Annotated in this window: 15 protein-coding genes and 1 pseudogene; 6 read left to right on the top strand and 10 right to left on the bottom strand. The window is 62.3% G+C overall.

Going from position 1 to position 14,629, the window contains the following annotated elements; translation table 11 throughout:
• Positions 1 to 2 precede the first annotated feature (2 nt).
• The gene (locus ABY44_RS40420; protein ID WP_011548569.1) at positions 3 to 1,289 is read right to left on the bottom strand and encodes an MFS transporter; all 1,287 of its coding nucleotides are present in this window, start codon (positions 1,287 to 1,289) and stop codon (positions 3 to 5) included.
• A 94-nt stretch (positions 1,290 to 1,383) separates the two neighbouring features.
• Entirely contained in the window at positions 1,384 to 2,142 is a 759-nt protein-coding gene (locus tag ABY44_RS40425; protein WP_011548568.1) for an SDR family oxidoreductase, read from the bottom strand.
• A gap of 313 nt (positions 2,143 to 2,455) precedes the next feature.
• Between ABY44_RS40425 and ABY44_RS40430 the strand changes: the two genes are divergently transcribed.
• Complete coding sequence (locus ABY44_RS40430; protein ID WP_011548567.1) at positions 2,456 to 3,418, top strand: 2-hydroxyacid dehydrogenase; 963 nt, start codon at positions 2,456 to 2,458, stop codon at positions 3,416 to 3,418.
• 70 nt (positions 3,419 to 3,488) lie between these two features.
• On the opposite strand, the pseudogene ABY44_RS40435 reads toward ABY44_RS40430, so the two are convergent.
• Positions 3,489 to 3,599 (bottom strand): annotated as a pseudogene (locus tag ABY44_RS40435) (carboxymuconolactone decarboxylase family protein); the annotation flags it as partial.
• Between the two features lie 363 nt (positions 3,600 to 3,962).
• Here ABY44_RS40435 and ABY44_RS40440 point away from each other — a divergent pair.
• The gene (locus ABY44_RS40440) at positions 3,963 to 5,108 is read left to right on the top strand and encodes a mandelate racemase/muconate lactonizing enzyme family protein (protein WP_011548566.1); all 1,146 of its coding nucleotides are present in this window, start codon (positions 3,963 to 3,965) and stop codon (positions 5,106 to 5,108) included.
• A gap of 118 nt (positions 5,109 to 5,226) precedes the next feature.
• The gene (locus tag ABY44_RS40445; RefSeq protein WP_041489432.1) at positions 5,227 to 6,513 is read left to right on the top strand and encodes an MFS transporter; all 1,287 of its coding nucleotides are present in this window, start codon (positions 5,227 to 5,229) and stop codon (positions 6,511 to 6,513) included.
• A gap of 143 nt (positions 6,514 to 6,656) precedes the next feature.
• On the opposite strand, the gene ABY44_RS40450 is transcribed toward ABY44_RS40445, so the two are convergent.
• The 4 genes from ABY44_RS40450 to ABY44_RS40465 all read right to left on the bottom strand — a co-directional run bounded on the left by ABY44_RS40450 (position 6,657) and on the right by ABY44_RS40465 (position 8,777).
• Positions 6,657 to 7,364 carry an SDR family oxidoreductase gene (locus tag ABY44_RS40450; RefSeq protein WP_011548564.1) on the bottom strand — a complete coding sequence of 236 codons (708 nt, stop codon included), beginning with the start codon at positions 7,362 to 7,364 and terminating at the stop codon, positions 6,657 to 6,659.
• A 24-nt stretch (positions 7,365 to 7,388) separates the two neighbouring features.
• Complete coding sequence (locus ABY44_RS40455) at positions 7,389 to 7,685, bottom strand: YciI family protein (protein WP_011548563.1); 297 nt, start codon at positions 7,683 to 7,685, stop codon at positions 7,389 to 7,391.
• Positions 7,686 to 7,764: 79 nt separating this feature from the next.
• Positions 7,765 to 8,571: an SDR family NAD(P)-dependent oxidoreductase gene (locus ABY44_RS40460; RefSeq protein WP_011548562.1), complete on the bottom strand. Its 807-nt coding sequence runs from the start codon at positions 8,569 to 8,571 to the stop codon at positions 7,765 to 7,767.
• Entirely contained in the window at positions 8,568 to 8,777 is a 210-nt protein-coding gene (locus ABY44_RS40465; RefSeq protein ID WP_124920132.1) for a hypothetical protein, read from the bottom strand. Before ABY44_RS40465 ends, ABY44_RS40460 begins: the two co-directional genes overlap by 4 nt.
• A gap of 132 nt (positions 8,778 to 8,909) precedes the next feature.
• Between ABY44_RS40465 and ABY44_RS40470 the strand changes: the two genes are divergently transcribed.
• On the top strand, positions 8,910 to 10,004 hold the full coding sequence (locus tag ABY44_RS40470) for an AraC family transcriptional regulator (RefSeq protein WP_011548561.1): 1,095 nt from the start codon (positions 8,910 to 8,912) through the stop codon (positions 10,002 to 10,004).
• A 283-nt stretch (positions 10,005 to 10,287) separates the two neighbouring features.
• On the opposite strand, the gene ABY44_RS40475 is transcribed toward ABY44_RS40470, so the two are convergent.
• The 3 genes from ABY44_RS40475 to ABY44_RS40485 form a co-directional block, all read right to left on the bottom strand.
• Complete coding sequence (locus ABY44_RS40475; protein WP_011548560.1) at positions 10,288 to 10,692, bottom strand: nuclear transport factor 2 family protein; 405 nt, start codon at positions 10,690 to 10,692, stop codon at positions 10,288 to 10,290.
• A 33-nt stretch (positions 10,693 to 10,725) separates the two neighbouring features.
• Entirely contained in the window at positions 10,726 to 11,691 is a 966-nt protein-coding gene (locus ABY44_RS40480; protein ID WP_011548559.1) for an alpha/beta hydrolase, read from the bottom strand.
• Between the two features lie 162 nt (positions 11,692 to 11,853).
• On the bottom strand, positions 11,854 to 12,771 hold the full coding sequence (locus ABY44_RS40485; protein WP_011548558.1) for a LysR family transcriptional regulator: 918 nt from the start codon (positions 12,769 to 12,771) through the stop codon (positions 11,854 to 11,856).
• Between the two features lie 137 nt (positions 12,772 to 12,908).
• On the opposite strand from ABY44_RS40485, the gene ABY44_RS40490 reads away from it, so the two are divergent.
• Both ABY44_RS40490 and ABY44_RS40495 read left to right on the top strand, forming a co-directional pair.
• Positions 12,909 to 13,673, top strand: coding sequence for an SDR family NAD(P)-dependent oxidoreductase (locus ABY44_RS40490; RefSeq protein ID WP_011548557.1), 765 nt, complete (start codon positions 12,909 to 12,911; stop codon positions 13,671 to 13,673).
• Positions 13,674 to 13,756: 83 nt separating this feature from the next.
• Entirely contained in the window at positions 13,757 to 14,464 is a 708-nt protein-coding gene (locus ABY44_RS40495) for a pirin family protein (protein ID WP_011548556.1), read from the top strand.
• Positions 14,465 to 14,629 lie beyond the last annotated feature (165 nt).

Consider the following 14,629-nt stretch of genomic DNA (forward strand, 5'->3'; position numbering starts at 1 on the left):
GGTCAGAGCTCGATACGCGACAGCTTGCCGAGCAGCACCGAGTACGACAGCGTGCCGAGGAGGCAGATCGCACCCATCAGGTTCAGCGCCCAGAAAAAGTTGCCGGTGTGCTGCGTCACGTAGCCGATCATCAGCGGCGTGGTGACGGCTGCGATATTCGCGGCGAGGCTCGTGATGCTGCTGGTGAGCCCGACATAGCGTTTCGGCGCGATCTCGGACACCGCCGCCCACGACATCGAGCCGATTCCCTGTGCGAAGAACGCGACGGTTAGGATCGCGATCACCAGCGCGTTCGACTGCACGAAATTGACGAGCACGATCGATGCGCCGAGGAAGGTACCGATCACGAGGGGCGCCTTGCGCGACGACGACATTGATACGCCGCGCCGGATGCAGAGATCGGACAAATAGCCCGCGATAAGGATACCGAGCGTCGCGCCGATGAACGGCATCGCCTGGAAGAAACCGACCTTGATCATCGACATGTGCCGTTCCTCGACAAGGTAGGTCATGAACCAGGTCGTGAAGAACACCAGCAGCGTGTTGTTGCAGAACTTGCCGAGACAGATCGCGAGGATCTGCCGATAGCCCAGCAGGCGCAGCGCCATGCACCAGTCGAATCGGTCGCGCGCGGTCACTACCGGCTGCCCTTCGGTGATGTACTGCAGCTCGGCCGCGTTGACGCGTGGATGGCGCGACGGATCGCGATAGAGCCGGTACCAGACGACGCTGAACAGAATGCCGAACGCGCCGGTCGCGAAGAACACGGTACGCCAGCCGAACGCGGATGAGATCCACAGCAGCAGCCCGGTGAAGAGCGGCGTGCCGATGTACTGACCCATCACGTACACGCTCGTCGCGAAGCCACGCTCCTGGACCGGGAACCACATCGTCACGGCGCGCGCGTTCGACGGAAACGCGGGCGCTTCGAGCGCGCCCATCGCTAGCCGCGAACCGAGCAGCATGTGATAGCCGTGCGCGAGCCCTTGCGTGAGCGTCGCCAGCGACCATCCGACGAGCGACAGCGCATACGCGACGCGCGAGCCCAGCATATCGGCGAGCACGCCTGCCGGCAGCAGCGCGATAGAGTATGCGAGGCCGAACACCGCGAACAGCTCGCCCATCTGCACGCGGGTAAGCGCGAGATCCTTCGACAACGCCGGAGCGACGATGCCGAGCGCCGAGCGATCGACGTAGTTGAGGACGGTGGCCACCAGCAGCATCGACAGCACGCCGTAGCGCACCCGCGATCGCCTGGCGGCGCCTGCGTGCGCGTCGAACCCGCGCATGACCGAAACCTGTTCTTCAGCGGTTTTCAATGTCGTCTCCTGTTTTGTGATGGTTGTGCTGGTGCACCTGCCGCGTGTGCCGGCGCGCGTCCGGTCAGCCGCGTCCGACGAAGGGCATCGCGCTTGCCATGATCGTCATGTTCAGAATGTTCGCTTCGAGCGGCAGGCTCGCCATCTGCACGATCGCGCTCGCGACATGCACGACGTCGACGCGCGGCTCGGGCGCGATGCGGCCGTCGGCCTGCAGCACGCCGCTGTCCATGCGCTCCGTGAGCGAGGTCGCGGCGTTGCCGATATCGATCTGGCCGCAGGCGATGTTAAACGGTCGACCGTCGAGGGCAAGCGAACGCGTGATGCCGAGGACCGCGTGCTTCGTGGCCGTGTACGCGATCGTGTGCGGGCGCGGCGTGTGCGCGGAGATCGAACCGTTGTTGATGATGCGGCCGCCTTGCGGCGTCTGGCGCTTCATCTGGCGCCACGCGGCGCGGGCGCACAGGAACACGCCGGTCAGGTTGGTGGCGACCACGTCGTTCCAGAACTCAAGCGAATAATCGTCGAGCGGCACGGCGCCTGCGTTGCGGCCCGCGTTGTTGAACAGCACGTCGAGGCGGCCGAAGTCATGCGCAATCCGCGTGAAGCTCGCATCGACCGACGTTTCGTCGGACACGTCGGTTGGAATCGCCGCTGCGACGCCCCCGGCCAGCTCGATGATCTCTTGCGTCGCGAGTAGCGGATCGATGCGCCGGCCGAGCAGCGCGACGCTGAAGCCGGCTTGCGCGAGCGCTACCGCAGCGGCCTGTCCGATGCCGGTGCCGGCACCCGTCACCGCCGCGATTTTTTTCTCTGCCTGCATTTTCACGCCCTCGTCTTCAGTCCGTTGAACATGCAAAAAGCATTGCGCGGCGACGATTTCGCAGCAATCTTGATTCTTTCAATCAATATCAACCGCCCCGTCCAGACAGGCTGGCGTCAGGGTTTTCCTGAGTTCGCGGCTGCGCTGTTCGCGCGCCGGCACGGCATCGCGCATGGCAGAGGACATGATCGGAATCGGTCGATCATCCGGTCGCTCAATGCCGCGCGGACATGTTGATCGAACCAATCAATATTGACCTGCGCCGACTGCGCTTCGTAGGCTGTGTTCCGTTATCCGAACCAAGGACGAGACCATGCCTGACAACAATCGCACCCAGCTGCTGGTTGCGCGACGCGTTCCCGCCGCGGTGGCCGCGCGTGCGGCGGCCGAATTCAACGCCTATGTAACCGACGCCGACATGGACGCGCCGTCCGTCGTCGAGTTCTGCAACCGCTACGAGACGCCGGCGGTGCTGATCGGCAAGAAATCGGGGCTGCAGGCCGAGCACATCGCAGCATTGCCGCCGAGCGTGAAGATCATCGCGAACGCGAGCGCCGGGTACGACCACATGGATGTCGCTGCCGCACGCGCACGCGGAATTGCGGTCAGCAACGCCCCCGATGCGCTGACCGACTGCACGGCCGATTTCACGATGCTGCTGGTGCTGGCCGCGTGCCGGCGTGCATCGGAGTACGAGCGTATCGTGCGCGCGGGGTGGGGAAAGTCGTTCGGCATGACCGACATGCTCGGCACGCGCGTGAACGGCAAGACGCTCGGAATCGTCGGTTTCGGGCGGATCGGCCGTGCGGTCGCGCAGCGCGCTCGCGGCTTCGGGATGAAGATCGTCTATACCGACCGGCGTCCCGCGCCGCCCGAGATCGAGGCCGGTGCACGCTATTGCGCGGATCTCGACACGCTGCTCCCGCAGTGCGACATCCTCACGCTGCACGTGCCCGGCGGCGGCACGCCGTTGATGACCCGCCGCGAATTCGGCTTGCTGTGCGCCGGTGCGGTATTCGTGAATGCGGCACGCGGCAGTCTCGTCGACGAGGATGCGCTTTACGATGCGTTGACGTCGCATCGGCTGTTCGCCGCAGGGCTCGACGTTTACCGGAACGAACCCAACATCGATCCGCGCATTGCCGCGCTCGACAATGTGTTTCTGTCGCCGCACATGGCGAGCGCAACCGTCGAGACGCGCGACCAGATGGGGTTTACCGCGCTCGACAACGTCGCGGCGGTGCTTGACGGGAAGGGGGCGCCGAACGCGCTGTGATGACGGCGGGCGCGAGCGCTCGCCCATGCCGGGGTGTCCGATGACGGAACCCCCGGCTTCAACCGCGTCGTTACTTCAACACCCCCTCCGCCACCAGCACCTCATGCGCGGCCTTGAACGCGATGAGACGATGCGGAATACCCGAATAGGCGGTCGCATGCAGCAGGGTCGCTTTTATTACGTCCAGGGGAGTGACGACGGACGCCCTAATGTCGAGTTGCGATAGAGCTTCCGCCTTGGTCTCGCCTGATGCGCCAAACCATGCCGCCGCTCTTAGTTTTGCGAAGCATCGGATTCCATTTTTCCGTTCACCATTAGTCATAAGATGTCACATGTGATGGATGTGATAGATCCCAGTGAGTATGCAGATGTGTGTTGAGAGATGGCTTGCGAAAAGACGGCTTTAGTTATACGATGACTGATCAATGTGAAGGCCGACGTTGCCCAATCGAACGATCTCGCACGAGTGCTGTCGTCCGTCACATCGCACTTTCGGCCGTCGGCCGCATAGTTTCCCCCGACTCGCCGCACCGGGAATACGTTCGTGAAAATCGTCACCATCGAAGTCATTCGCATCTCGCTCGCATTCGATGCGGGCCGCCGTCCCGTCGCCGCTGTTGAACCGACCGTCGCCGACACGTATAACGCCGCAGACCGCTCGCTGCGTCGCATGGAGTCGCTGCTGGTCAGGCTCACCGATGACGCAGGGCGCGTTGGCTGGGGCGAAGCATTCGGTCATCTGATCAATCCCGTCACGTTCGCCGCGCTCGAAGGCCCGGTTGGCCGTTGGTTCAAGGGCGCCGAATTCGAGCCGACGCGGCACGGGATCGCCGCATTGCGTGACGCGGCCGATCGCGCGCTGCATGCGTTCGGCCGCACCGGACCGGTGCTGTACGCATTGTCCGCGATCGACACGGCGCTGCACGACCTCGCCGCGCAGGCGGCCGGTGTGCCGCTATATCGTTGGCTCGGCGGCCATCGCGGGGAGATCGACGTGTATGCGAGCCTGGTCAACTACGACAACGACCCCGATGAAGTCGCGCGCCACGTGCGGCGGGCGTCGGACGAAGGGTTTCGGCGCATCAAGCTGCACGAGACGCAACGTGCGGCTATCGCGGCCGCGCGTGCGGCACTGCCGGCCGGCAGCGAACTGATGGTCGACGTGAACTGCCCGTGGACGGCGAGCGACGCGCTGCGGCATGTGAGCGAGCTGGCCGACCTGCGGCTCGGCTGGATCGAGGAACCGGTGTGGCCTTGCGACGACGCGGACGGCATCGCGCGTGTGCGCGGCGCCGGCGTGCCGATCGCGGCGGGCGAGAACGCGTCGGGCGTCGCGGGCTTTCGCGACCTGTTCGAACGCGGCGCGCTCGACGTCGCGCAGCCAAGCATCGCGAAGATCGGTGGACCGACCGGCATCGCGGAAGTGATCGCGCTTGCGGCGGAGCACGGCGTGCGGGTTGTGCCGCACTGTTTCTATTACGGAGCGGGGCTGCTGGCGACCGCGCACGTGGTCGCGACGCTACCGGACGATGTAGCGCTCGAAATTCCCTATCTCGACTGGCCCGAGCGGCTGCATGACGGGCAGCGGCCCGGGGCGCGGCTGCGCTTGCCCGATGTGCCCGGGCTTGGCTTCTTGCCGGACGAAGCAGTGCTGGCACGCAACACGATCGCGCACGCGACGATCGGTTGAACGCAGGAACGGTGCGCTCGGCGCACGCACGCGAAGCCGTTGCCGGTGTGGCGGCGCAATCGGAAATCAGGAAGCCGGGCGGATGCGCAGGCACGTGCCCGGCTCGACAGGAGACAACATGAAAACGCGTTACCGCTGGTGGATCGGCGCGCTGCTGTTCGGCGCCGGCATGCTGAACTATCTCGATCGCGCGGCGCTGTCCGTCGTCGCGCCGATCATCAAGCGCGAACTCGGCATCGACGACGCGCAGATGGGCATCCTGTTCAGCAGCTTCTTCATCGGCTACTGCGTGTTTTGCTTCGTCGGCGGCTGGGCCGCGGACCGGTTCGGGCCGCGTCGCGTGTTCGCGTGCGCGGCGGGCGTGTGGTCTCTGTTCTGCGGCGCGACCGCGCTCGCCGGGTCGTTCGCGCACCTACTGATCGTGCGCGTCGCGTTCGGGATCGGCGAAGGGCCGATGGGGACGACCACCAACAAGGCGATCTCGAACTGGTTCCCGCGCCGCGAAGCGGGGCGCGCGGTCGGCTGGACCAACGCCGGGCAGCCGCTCGGTGCGGCGATCGCGGCGCCGATCGTCGGCCTGGTTGCGCTGCAGTTTGGCTGGCGCGTTTCGTTCGTCGTGATCGCCACGCTCGGCTTCGTGTGGCTGGCCGCGTGGTGGGCGTTGTTCCGCGACGATCCGGCGAGCCACCCGCGCGTGTCGCCGGAAGAGGTGCGCGAGATCGCATCCGACCGGACGGTCGGCGTCTCACTGGATGCGCATGCGGACGAGCGCGCCGCGCGTCCGCTGCTGCGCGATCTGCTGTCGCGGCCGGTGCTCGGCGTCGCGCTCGCGTTCTTCAGCTTCAACTACGTGCTCTATTTCTTCCTGTCATGGTTGCCCAGCTATCTCACCGACTACCAGCATCTAAACATCAAGCAGATGAGCGTCGTCGGGATTCTGCCCTGGCTCGGCGCGACCGTCGGTTTCGTGGCCGGCGGCACCGTGTCGGACCGCATCTACCGGCGCACCGGCGACGTGCTGTTCGCGCGCAAGATCGTGATCGTCGTCGGGCTGGCGGTGGCGGCGGCGTGCGTGCTGCTGGCGTCACGGGTGAGTTCGCTCGGCGCGGCCGTCACGTTGATCGCGATCGCAAGCCTTTTCGCGTTCATGGCACCGCAGGCTTGCTGGTCGTTGCTGCAGGAAATCGTGCCTCGCGAACGCGTCGGCTCGGCCGGCGGGTTCGTTCATCTGCTCGCGAATCTCGCAGGCATCCTGTCGCCAAGCTTGACCGGCTGGCTCGTCCAGTATGGTGGTGGGTATGCAAGTGCGTTCGTGCTTGCGGGCGCGTCGGCGCTCGCCGGTGCGGTTATCCTGACGTTCGCGGTGCGCGCGCGGGCCGTTTCGCAGATGCGCCGGGCCGCCTGATGAAGTAATCCGTTGAATTGGCTACGCTGGAGTAAGTGTGACCGTACTTGCCTCCTCCACCGGACACAACGAACATCGTCCCAAGAGAGAGGATAGCCGGTGCAGCTCATTCCCGTGGCTCGGGGCGCGCCTCGGACCGGGCGTCATCCAAGCATTCCTAGATACATCGGTGGCACTGCCGTCAGGCCAGCATGTACGCTGCGGGTAACCTCATCCGCCAAGAGTTCTGAGTGACCGGCCTCTAATGCGGCGAGAGCCATACGCGCAACCTCGTCTGGGGAAGCCTTGGGGCCGGGTACGCCCCGCGCCATGTCGGTATCCATGAAGGCGACATGCAGCGAAAGAACTTCTGTGCCTTGGGCACTTAATTCCTGCCGCATCGCGTTACTCAAGGCCCAAGCGGCGGCCTTCGATGCGCTGTAACTGCCGGTAATGCCTGGCAGAGTCGCCCAACTGAGCGCGGAAATGACATTGATCATGGCACTACTGCCAGACGCCGCCAGGATCGGCGCGAACGCTTGCGCCATCCGTAACGGCCCCACGGCATTTGTCTCGAACTGCTGTCGCAGCATATCGATCGATGATGGTGCAAGCACTGCGCCGGAGCCTCCGATGCCGGCGTTGTTCACCAGCAAGCTGACGTCGCCCAATTCGCGGGCGAGCGCTTCGACCTGATCGGCGCGAGTCACGTCGAGCCGTACGGGCACCACGCCAGATGCGGTGACGGTGGACGCTTCGCGCGCTGCTGCATAGACCTTGGCCGCGCCAGCGGTAAGCAAGGCGCGGGTGAAGGCTGCACCCAGTCCGCGATTGGCACCCGTAACGAGCGCGACAGAACCTTGGATTTTCATGAAGACTTCCTTACAGAGAGTGGGTCAGTTGTGCGATGTCAAACGCAGCATGACGTAGTGCTCGTAGTGACCGACGCCGTTTTGCACGATGGGATCTTGTGAGGTGAAAGCGGCAATGTCATCCTCGTCCGGAATTTGGTAGAGGGAGACACCATAGCCACCAGTGTCATCAATCACAGGACCGTGTGCCACGATCACGCCTTGCGCGAACAACTCATCGAGAAAGGCGCCATGTCGCTTCATCAACTTCAACTCGTCGTCCGACATTGTCGCGAGAAAGTCGGGTCGCGGAGGAATGAACTTGCACAGGTAATATTTCATCAATACTCCTTATTGAATATTCTGAACCATAACCGTTCTAGCTTGACGGTTCGGTTCGTTCTACTCGCCTCCGGCGTGCTTATCCGGCGGTCCTGACGCTCTTGAGAATCGAGCTTTCGAACATCTTGGGCGCATAGCTTTGCAGGAAAAGAATCATCCCCGTCATCTTGCCAACCGGATTGCTGAACTTCGGTTCTTTCGTGCCGATCATTTTCGTGATGGTGTGCACAACCGCATCAGGCGCCTCGGCCTCATCGATACCTTTTTGCGTGGCGGCACGAACCTGTTTGCGGTAAGCGTCGTAGTCGGGGATATTGCCACCTGTAGACGAAACCGAATTTTGTCCAAGGTTGGTTTTGAACCACACCGGCTCGACCACGCTGACTTTGATGTTGAACTGGTTCAGCTCGAAACGCAGGGCTTTGAAATAACCTTCGACCGCATGCTTCGAAGCCGAGTAATAGGACAGATTCGGCGGGCCGATCAAGCCAACGATGGAACTGACGGTGATGATCTGCCCGCTCTTTTGCTTGCGAAAGAAGGGGAGCAAGGCGTTCGTGACCTTGACCGTTCCCCAGAAGTTCGTTTCGAACTGCTGCCGCCCGACTTCAAGCGGTGTCTCTTCAGCGATACCCGTCACCATGTAGCCCGCATTGTTGACGAGAACGTCAAGTTGCTTCGTATAGGTGAAAAGCTCATGCGTGAACGACTCGATAGAAGTGTCGTCGTCGATATCAAGGCGCAGCAACTTGAAGGGCACGTTCCGCGCGTATTTTTCCGGCTGACGACTGGTGCCGATCACGTTGAAGCCGTCCTTGTGGAGTTTGTTCGCCAGCATCAAACCAAAGCCCGACGATGCCCCAGTAATCAAAATTGTCTTCTTCATCTCTCCAGCTCCCGGTATTCGAAATGGCCTATGAAGGCTTGCGAAAAATTGTTGATGTAGATGGATCCGAGTTCGTCATTGCCGGCCTCCTTCAAGAACGACTCGGCGAGGCTGGCTAGAGTGGATGGCCATGCTGGCTCGGCAACGGCATGACGCGCGATTCGAGGTGCAAACCAATTCTGACGATCCTCGACGGTTGCTGCCATTCTGCCTGCCGATCGCGCCATGGACACTAGCCGATCACGCCAACAGACTCGCCGAACACGCCAATATTTACGCGGTCCCAAGTGGCGGGTTTTGCTATTGTGATGGCGCGATCTGCGGGATAGACTCATGCGATGAATACGAAAAGTAACTATCCCCCGAGCGGTCGGCATGGCCATCCGACGGACTATGCCATTTGGCCCGGATGGCGCTTGTTGATGCAGGATGCAGGCATTGCAGCTTCGCCGGTTTTGCGCCGTGCGCAGCTACCGGGGGATCTGTTTTCGCGTCAGAACGTTCGCCTCGATCCGACCAGTTTCTTCATGTTGTGGAAGGCCATTGAGGCCGAGGCAGCGACAATCAACGCGGACGTACCGGCAGCGCTGCAAATCGCAAAGGTGATGTCGTCGGACTGGTTCGATCCCGAGCTTTTCGCCGCGCTATGTAGTTCAAATATGGGCGGAGCACTCGACCGAATCGCGAAGTACGTCAGACTGATAGCGCCCATGATCATTCGGATCGATCGAGCGATCGAGCACACCACAGTTTCCATCGACTTCTTGGATCACACCCTGCCGCCACCCGATGTATTTCTCACTTTCAAGCTGGTCTTTTTCGTGCAACTAGCACGCTTGGCGACACGAAGTCCGGTACGCCCATTACGAGTGAGTTGGCCGTTGGCGACGGGCGAATCGAATGACAGCGTGGCCGCCTACCAAGCATATTTCGGCGTGCCAGTGACAGATGCGCCCTTAGCCACCGTTGTATTCGCTGCTGAGGATATCGAGCGGCCATTCCTGACCGAAAACCACAAAATGTGGCAGTTCTTCGAGCCATCGCTACGTCAGAGACTAGCGGATTTGGATAGGACGGCCAGTATGGCGGAAAGAGTGCGCAGTACCCTGCTGGAGACGCTCCCGGCAGGAGAGGTGTCCATGCAAGTGATCAGTCGAAAACTTGCGGTCAGCGTCCGCACGTTGCAGCGCAGGCTTCAAGATGAGGGAACCTCGTTCCAGCAAACGCTGGACACTTTGCGTGAATCGTTGGCCTATCACTATCTTGGCAACACTACGATGTCTAGCGCCGAGATCTCCTTTCTACTGGGATTCGACGATTCCAATTCCTTTGCTCGCGCGTTCCACTCATGGACTGGCAAAACGCCGCACAAGGTACGAACGGAGATTGGTGTTAGCAATAGCGAGTCGAATGCGGATACAGCCGGGGTGTAGTAGCTAAGCGCCAACTGACTCATCGGGATTTCGATCTCGGGCGAAATTTGTGCGCGCGACGATGCGCCGGGATACATCGGCTTGCCTCGCCGAAGAAGGCGTTCGAAGCATCCGCCCGTTCATCGATGCGCACGTTGAATGACCGCTCTCTGGACCGGCGACTGTCGCTTCAGGGTCGGCTACAGCCGACCGTGTTGGGCGGAAACCGGCCAGAAGCGACCAGTCGGGATGAAACAGCGGCAGGCCGCTTCGATTGATCAAGCGGCCTTTCATCGTCATCTCTTCAAATGGCCTGCGCCGTCGAGAATGCGCGTGCCGCAGCCATTGTATCCAGTGCTTCGCGCAAGAGCAGGATTTTGCCGTTGTTCGCCACCAGCCGCCCTGCGTACATCTGTCGATAGATTTTCCCCGTCGATGGCACGAGCGCTTCGACTTCATATTCGGCGAATACCTGCTCAGGCGTTTCGATCAGCAGCCGCACATTTCTGAACGAAAAATCCGGTACTTTCGCGAGCAGCGAGGCGATGAAGCCTTCGATCGCTTTTGGCCCCTGTGCTCGCCCGTCAATGCCAAGCGACTTCAGATAAGGGAGCTCCAGCACGCCATCGTCGGCAAACAGTGCAGCGGCCGCACGTGGGTCACGAATCGATTCGAGATAAGCGGAAAGCAGTTGTTTAGCGTCGTTCATGATCGGCTCGATAAAGGCGTTAAAGGATGCGATTCATTGCAGATGCGTCTTCAACGCAGTCGCCATCTGCTGCATCGCTGCGCGCGTCGGTGCGTCCGCAGCAAGCACGTTGAGTAGGCCGAAGTCGTGGATCGTGCCTTTGTACTGGATCGTCGTCACGTCGTTGCCCGCCTGGTCGAGCCGATATCCATATGCTTCGCCTTCGTCGCGCAGCACGTCGAACTGCGCCGTCTGGATGAGCGCGGGCGGCAAGCCCTTCAATTCGTCGAGTGACGCGCGCAGCGGCGACGCGTAGCGTTCGTTGCGCTCACCTTCGTCGATCGTGTAGGCATTCCAGAACCACTTCATCATGTCGCGGCTCAGGAAGTAGCCATTTGCAAAGGCGTCGTACGAGGCATTGTCGAACGCGTGGTCGGCCACCGGCCACATGAGGCCCTGGAAGCGGATTGCCGGGCCTTGACGGTCCTTCGCCATCTGGCTGACGACCGCGGCCATGTTGCCGCCCACGCTGTTGCCCACGACGGCCAGCCGCGCACCATCGACGCCGATCTCCGCGCCATGTGCGGCAACCCACTTCGTCGCGGCGTAGGCTTCGTTGATCGCGACCGGATAGCGCGCTTCGGGCGAAGGCGTGTATTCGACGAACACCGCCGCCGAGCCCGACTGGACAACAAGATCCCGCACGAGACGCTCATGCGTCGGGTAGTCGCCGAGAATCCAGCCACCGCCGTGGAAGAACATGAACACGGGCAGCACACCGCGCGAATCCTGCGGCTTGACGACGACAAGCGACACGACCAGGCCGTCCTGCTCGACCGTGCGGCGCGTGACGTCAATGCCCGAGACGTCGACCGGCACGCTGCGCTGGGCGCCTGCCAAGACTTCGCGCGCTTCGGCGGGCGTGAGCGTCTCGATTGCTGGGCCGGTGGCACTGTTCAGCGCATCGAGGAAGGTAACCGTCGCGGTATCGGGCGTGTTCGGTGTGGCTTGCGTATTCATCGTGATTCTCCTTTTGCTTGGTCCAGTGGCTTGCGACGTGATGTCGTGCAGCCGGTGGAAAGGAGAATACGGATCGGACAATATTTGCGAAATAGAATCGTTTGAAATCCATCATTGCATGAATGCAACGATGGACGCCGGCTGATCAACTGCGCCGATGGATCATTTCGGCCACCGCCATGTTGGCTCGGAAAGGTGCTCGGCAAAGTAATCCGACAGCGCCGCGACTTTCGCGGGCCGCGCGCGCGCCGACGGCGTAACGAAGTAAAGACCACCCTTCGTCAGCGACCAGTCGGTGAGGATCGCTTCAAGACGGCCATCGGCCAAATACTCGCCCGCGATGAATTCAGGCAGCTCGGCGATTGCAAGGCCATCGAGCAGCGTGGGCAACAGCGCATCGGAGTTCGTCACGCGCAGCGGGCCCGTCGGCATCACCGGCTCCTCCTCGCCTGCGTCGTTCGTGAAGCGCCATACAGCGCTACGCGCACGGTACGCATATGAGAGACAGGGGCGATCCACCAGCTCGCGCGGATGCGTGGGTCGTCCTTCACGTCTCAGATATTCTGGCGACGCCACCACGAATTGCGTCACCGCGCACAGCCGCCGCGCGACCAGGGATGAATCCGGAAGCGCGGCGATACGCAGGGCGGCGTCGAACCCATCGGCGACCAGATCGACCGACGCATCCGATAGATGCAGGTCGATTGACACCTCCGGATACGCGCGAAAGAAGCCGGGTAGCAGCGGCGCAACCCAACGCAGCCCATATGACATCGGCACGGCCAGCCGCACCAGCCCGCGTGGCTGCACCGACATTTCGCGCGCCGAGCTTTCCGCTTCCTCGGCCTGGTGATAGATCTCGCCGGCTTTCTCGCTGATCGTCCGGCCGAACTCGGTGAGCGAGAGCTGGCGCGACGTGCGATTGAAAAGCCGCGCACCCAGCCGGTCCTCCAGGCGGGCCACGCCGCGCGAGACCGTGGCGACCGACACGCCGGTCGCGCGCGCTGCGGCTGCAAATGATCCGTGCTCGGCCACCTTCGCGAACATCGCGAGCCCCTCGAAATCGGGTAGTTGAGCCATGTCCTTATCTTTTCATTTATGCAACGTTAAATTGCGATCAATTCTATTTCGAAAAGATAAGGCCGTCGATATTCTCCTCACATCGCAGCAAGCCGCTGCGACGCAAACATCCACCGACCATCGAAAGGAGCAATACCATGGCACGCAAACTCGACAACAAGATCGCACTCGTCACCGGCGCAACCAGCGGCATCGGTCTCGCCACCGCGCAACGTTTCGCGGCGGAAGGCGCGCACGTCTATCTCACGGGCCGCCGACAGGTAGAACTCGATGCCGCCGTGAAAGGCATTCGCGAAGCCGGCGGCAACGCGACCGGCGTCCGTTCGGATTCCACCCAGCTCGATGAACTCGACGCGCTGTATGCGCAAATCAAGGAAGAACAGGGGCGCCTCGACGTCCTGTTCGTGAACGCCGGCGGCGGCTCGATGCTGCCGCTTGGCAACATCACCGAAGCGCACTACGACGACACCTTCGACCGCAACGTGAAGGGCGTGCTGTTCACGGTGCAAAAAGCGCTGCCGCTGCTTGCCGAGGGCGCATCGGTGATTCTCACCGGCTCGACGGCAGGTAGCGCAGGCACCGCGGCGTTCAGCGTGTATTCGGCTTCGAAAGCGGCGGTGCGTGCCTTTGCACGCAGCTGGATTCTCGACCTCAAGGAGCGCCGCGTCCGCGTGAACACGATCAGCCCGGGCGCGACTCGCACGCCGGGCCTGCTCGACCTCGCCGGTGACGACGCCACGCAACGGCAAGGGCTTGCCGATTACCTGGCTTCCCTGATTCCGATGGGGCGCCTCGGTGAACCGGAAGAGATCGCCGGCGCGGCGCTGTTCCTGGCCTCGGACGACGCGAGCTTCGTGAACGGTATCGAATTGTTCGTCGACGGCGGCCAGCAACAGATCTGAGCCAGGTTGAGCACGCGGGGTGTGGTGGACGCGGTCTTCGACGATCGCGATCCACGCCCGGCGCACTCGAATCGAGCATCGTCATGATTGAACATCGGCCTTTTCCTTCGCTTGACGCAATCCGGCGCGACGGCGTTGATGTCCGCCAACATTTCCGCGCGGGCGACGTCGGGCACGCCGACCATGCGCCGCTCGGTCCGCTCCATATGTGGAACGACATCGAATTCGCGCAGCACGCGGGCCTCGGGCTTCGTGTTCACCGCGACGTCGAGATCGTCACGTGGGTACGTTCGGGGGCCATCACCCACGAAGACGATGCGGGCAATCGCGCGCGCCTGGTTGCCAACTGCGTCCACGTGATGAGTGCCGGCACGGCGATCCATCATGCCGAGCGCAACGAGGAAAACATACCCGCGCGGCAGTTTCAGATCTGGCTCCGTCCGCGCACACCGGCCGGTACGCCGCGCTGCTCGACGCGGGTCTGTTCGCCAGGATGTCGAGAGGGCCGATTCGTCACACTGGCGAGCGGCGATCCGGAGGATGTCCGCACGGGTGCTTTGCCCCTCCATGCCGACGCGCGGGTGCGTATCGCGACGCTGCGCGAAGGCGCGGCAATGCAGCACGTTTTGCCGATGCCCGGTTCGGCTTATTTGGTTGCGGATCATGGGCGACTGGACATAGGGCCGATCAGGCTGACGCGACGCGATGGCATTGCCGTTCGAGATGAAGCGCGGCTCGTATTGAGGGCGCGAGACGACACTGATGTCGTGATTGTTGAGCTCTTGCGCTAGGACAAGGGCTCCATTAGGGCGTGCCGCAGCCCCATTCATTGCTGTTTCCGACTTCGAGAAAACGCGTCCGTGAGAGTTGGGTGGCTGTTTGGGGAGCGAACTGCAGACTGTGATACTGACGCTGCCTATGGCGGAGATGGGTCGATCTGCGCCGGTCGCGCGTTG

The organism is Burkholderia sp. ZZQ-2 (assembly GCF_050768715.1).
Taxonomy (GTDB): Bacteria; Pseudomonadota; Gammaproteobacteria; order Burkholderiales; family Burkholderiaceae; genus Burkholderia; species Burkholderia cepacia.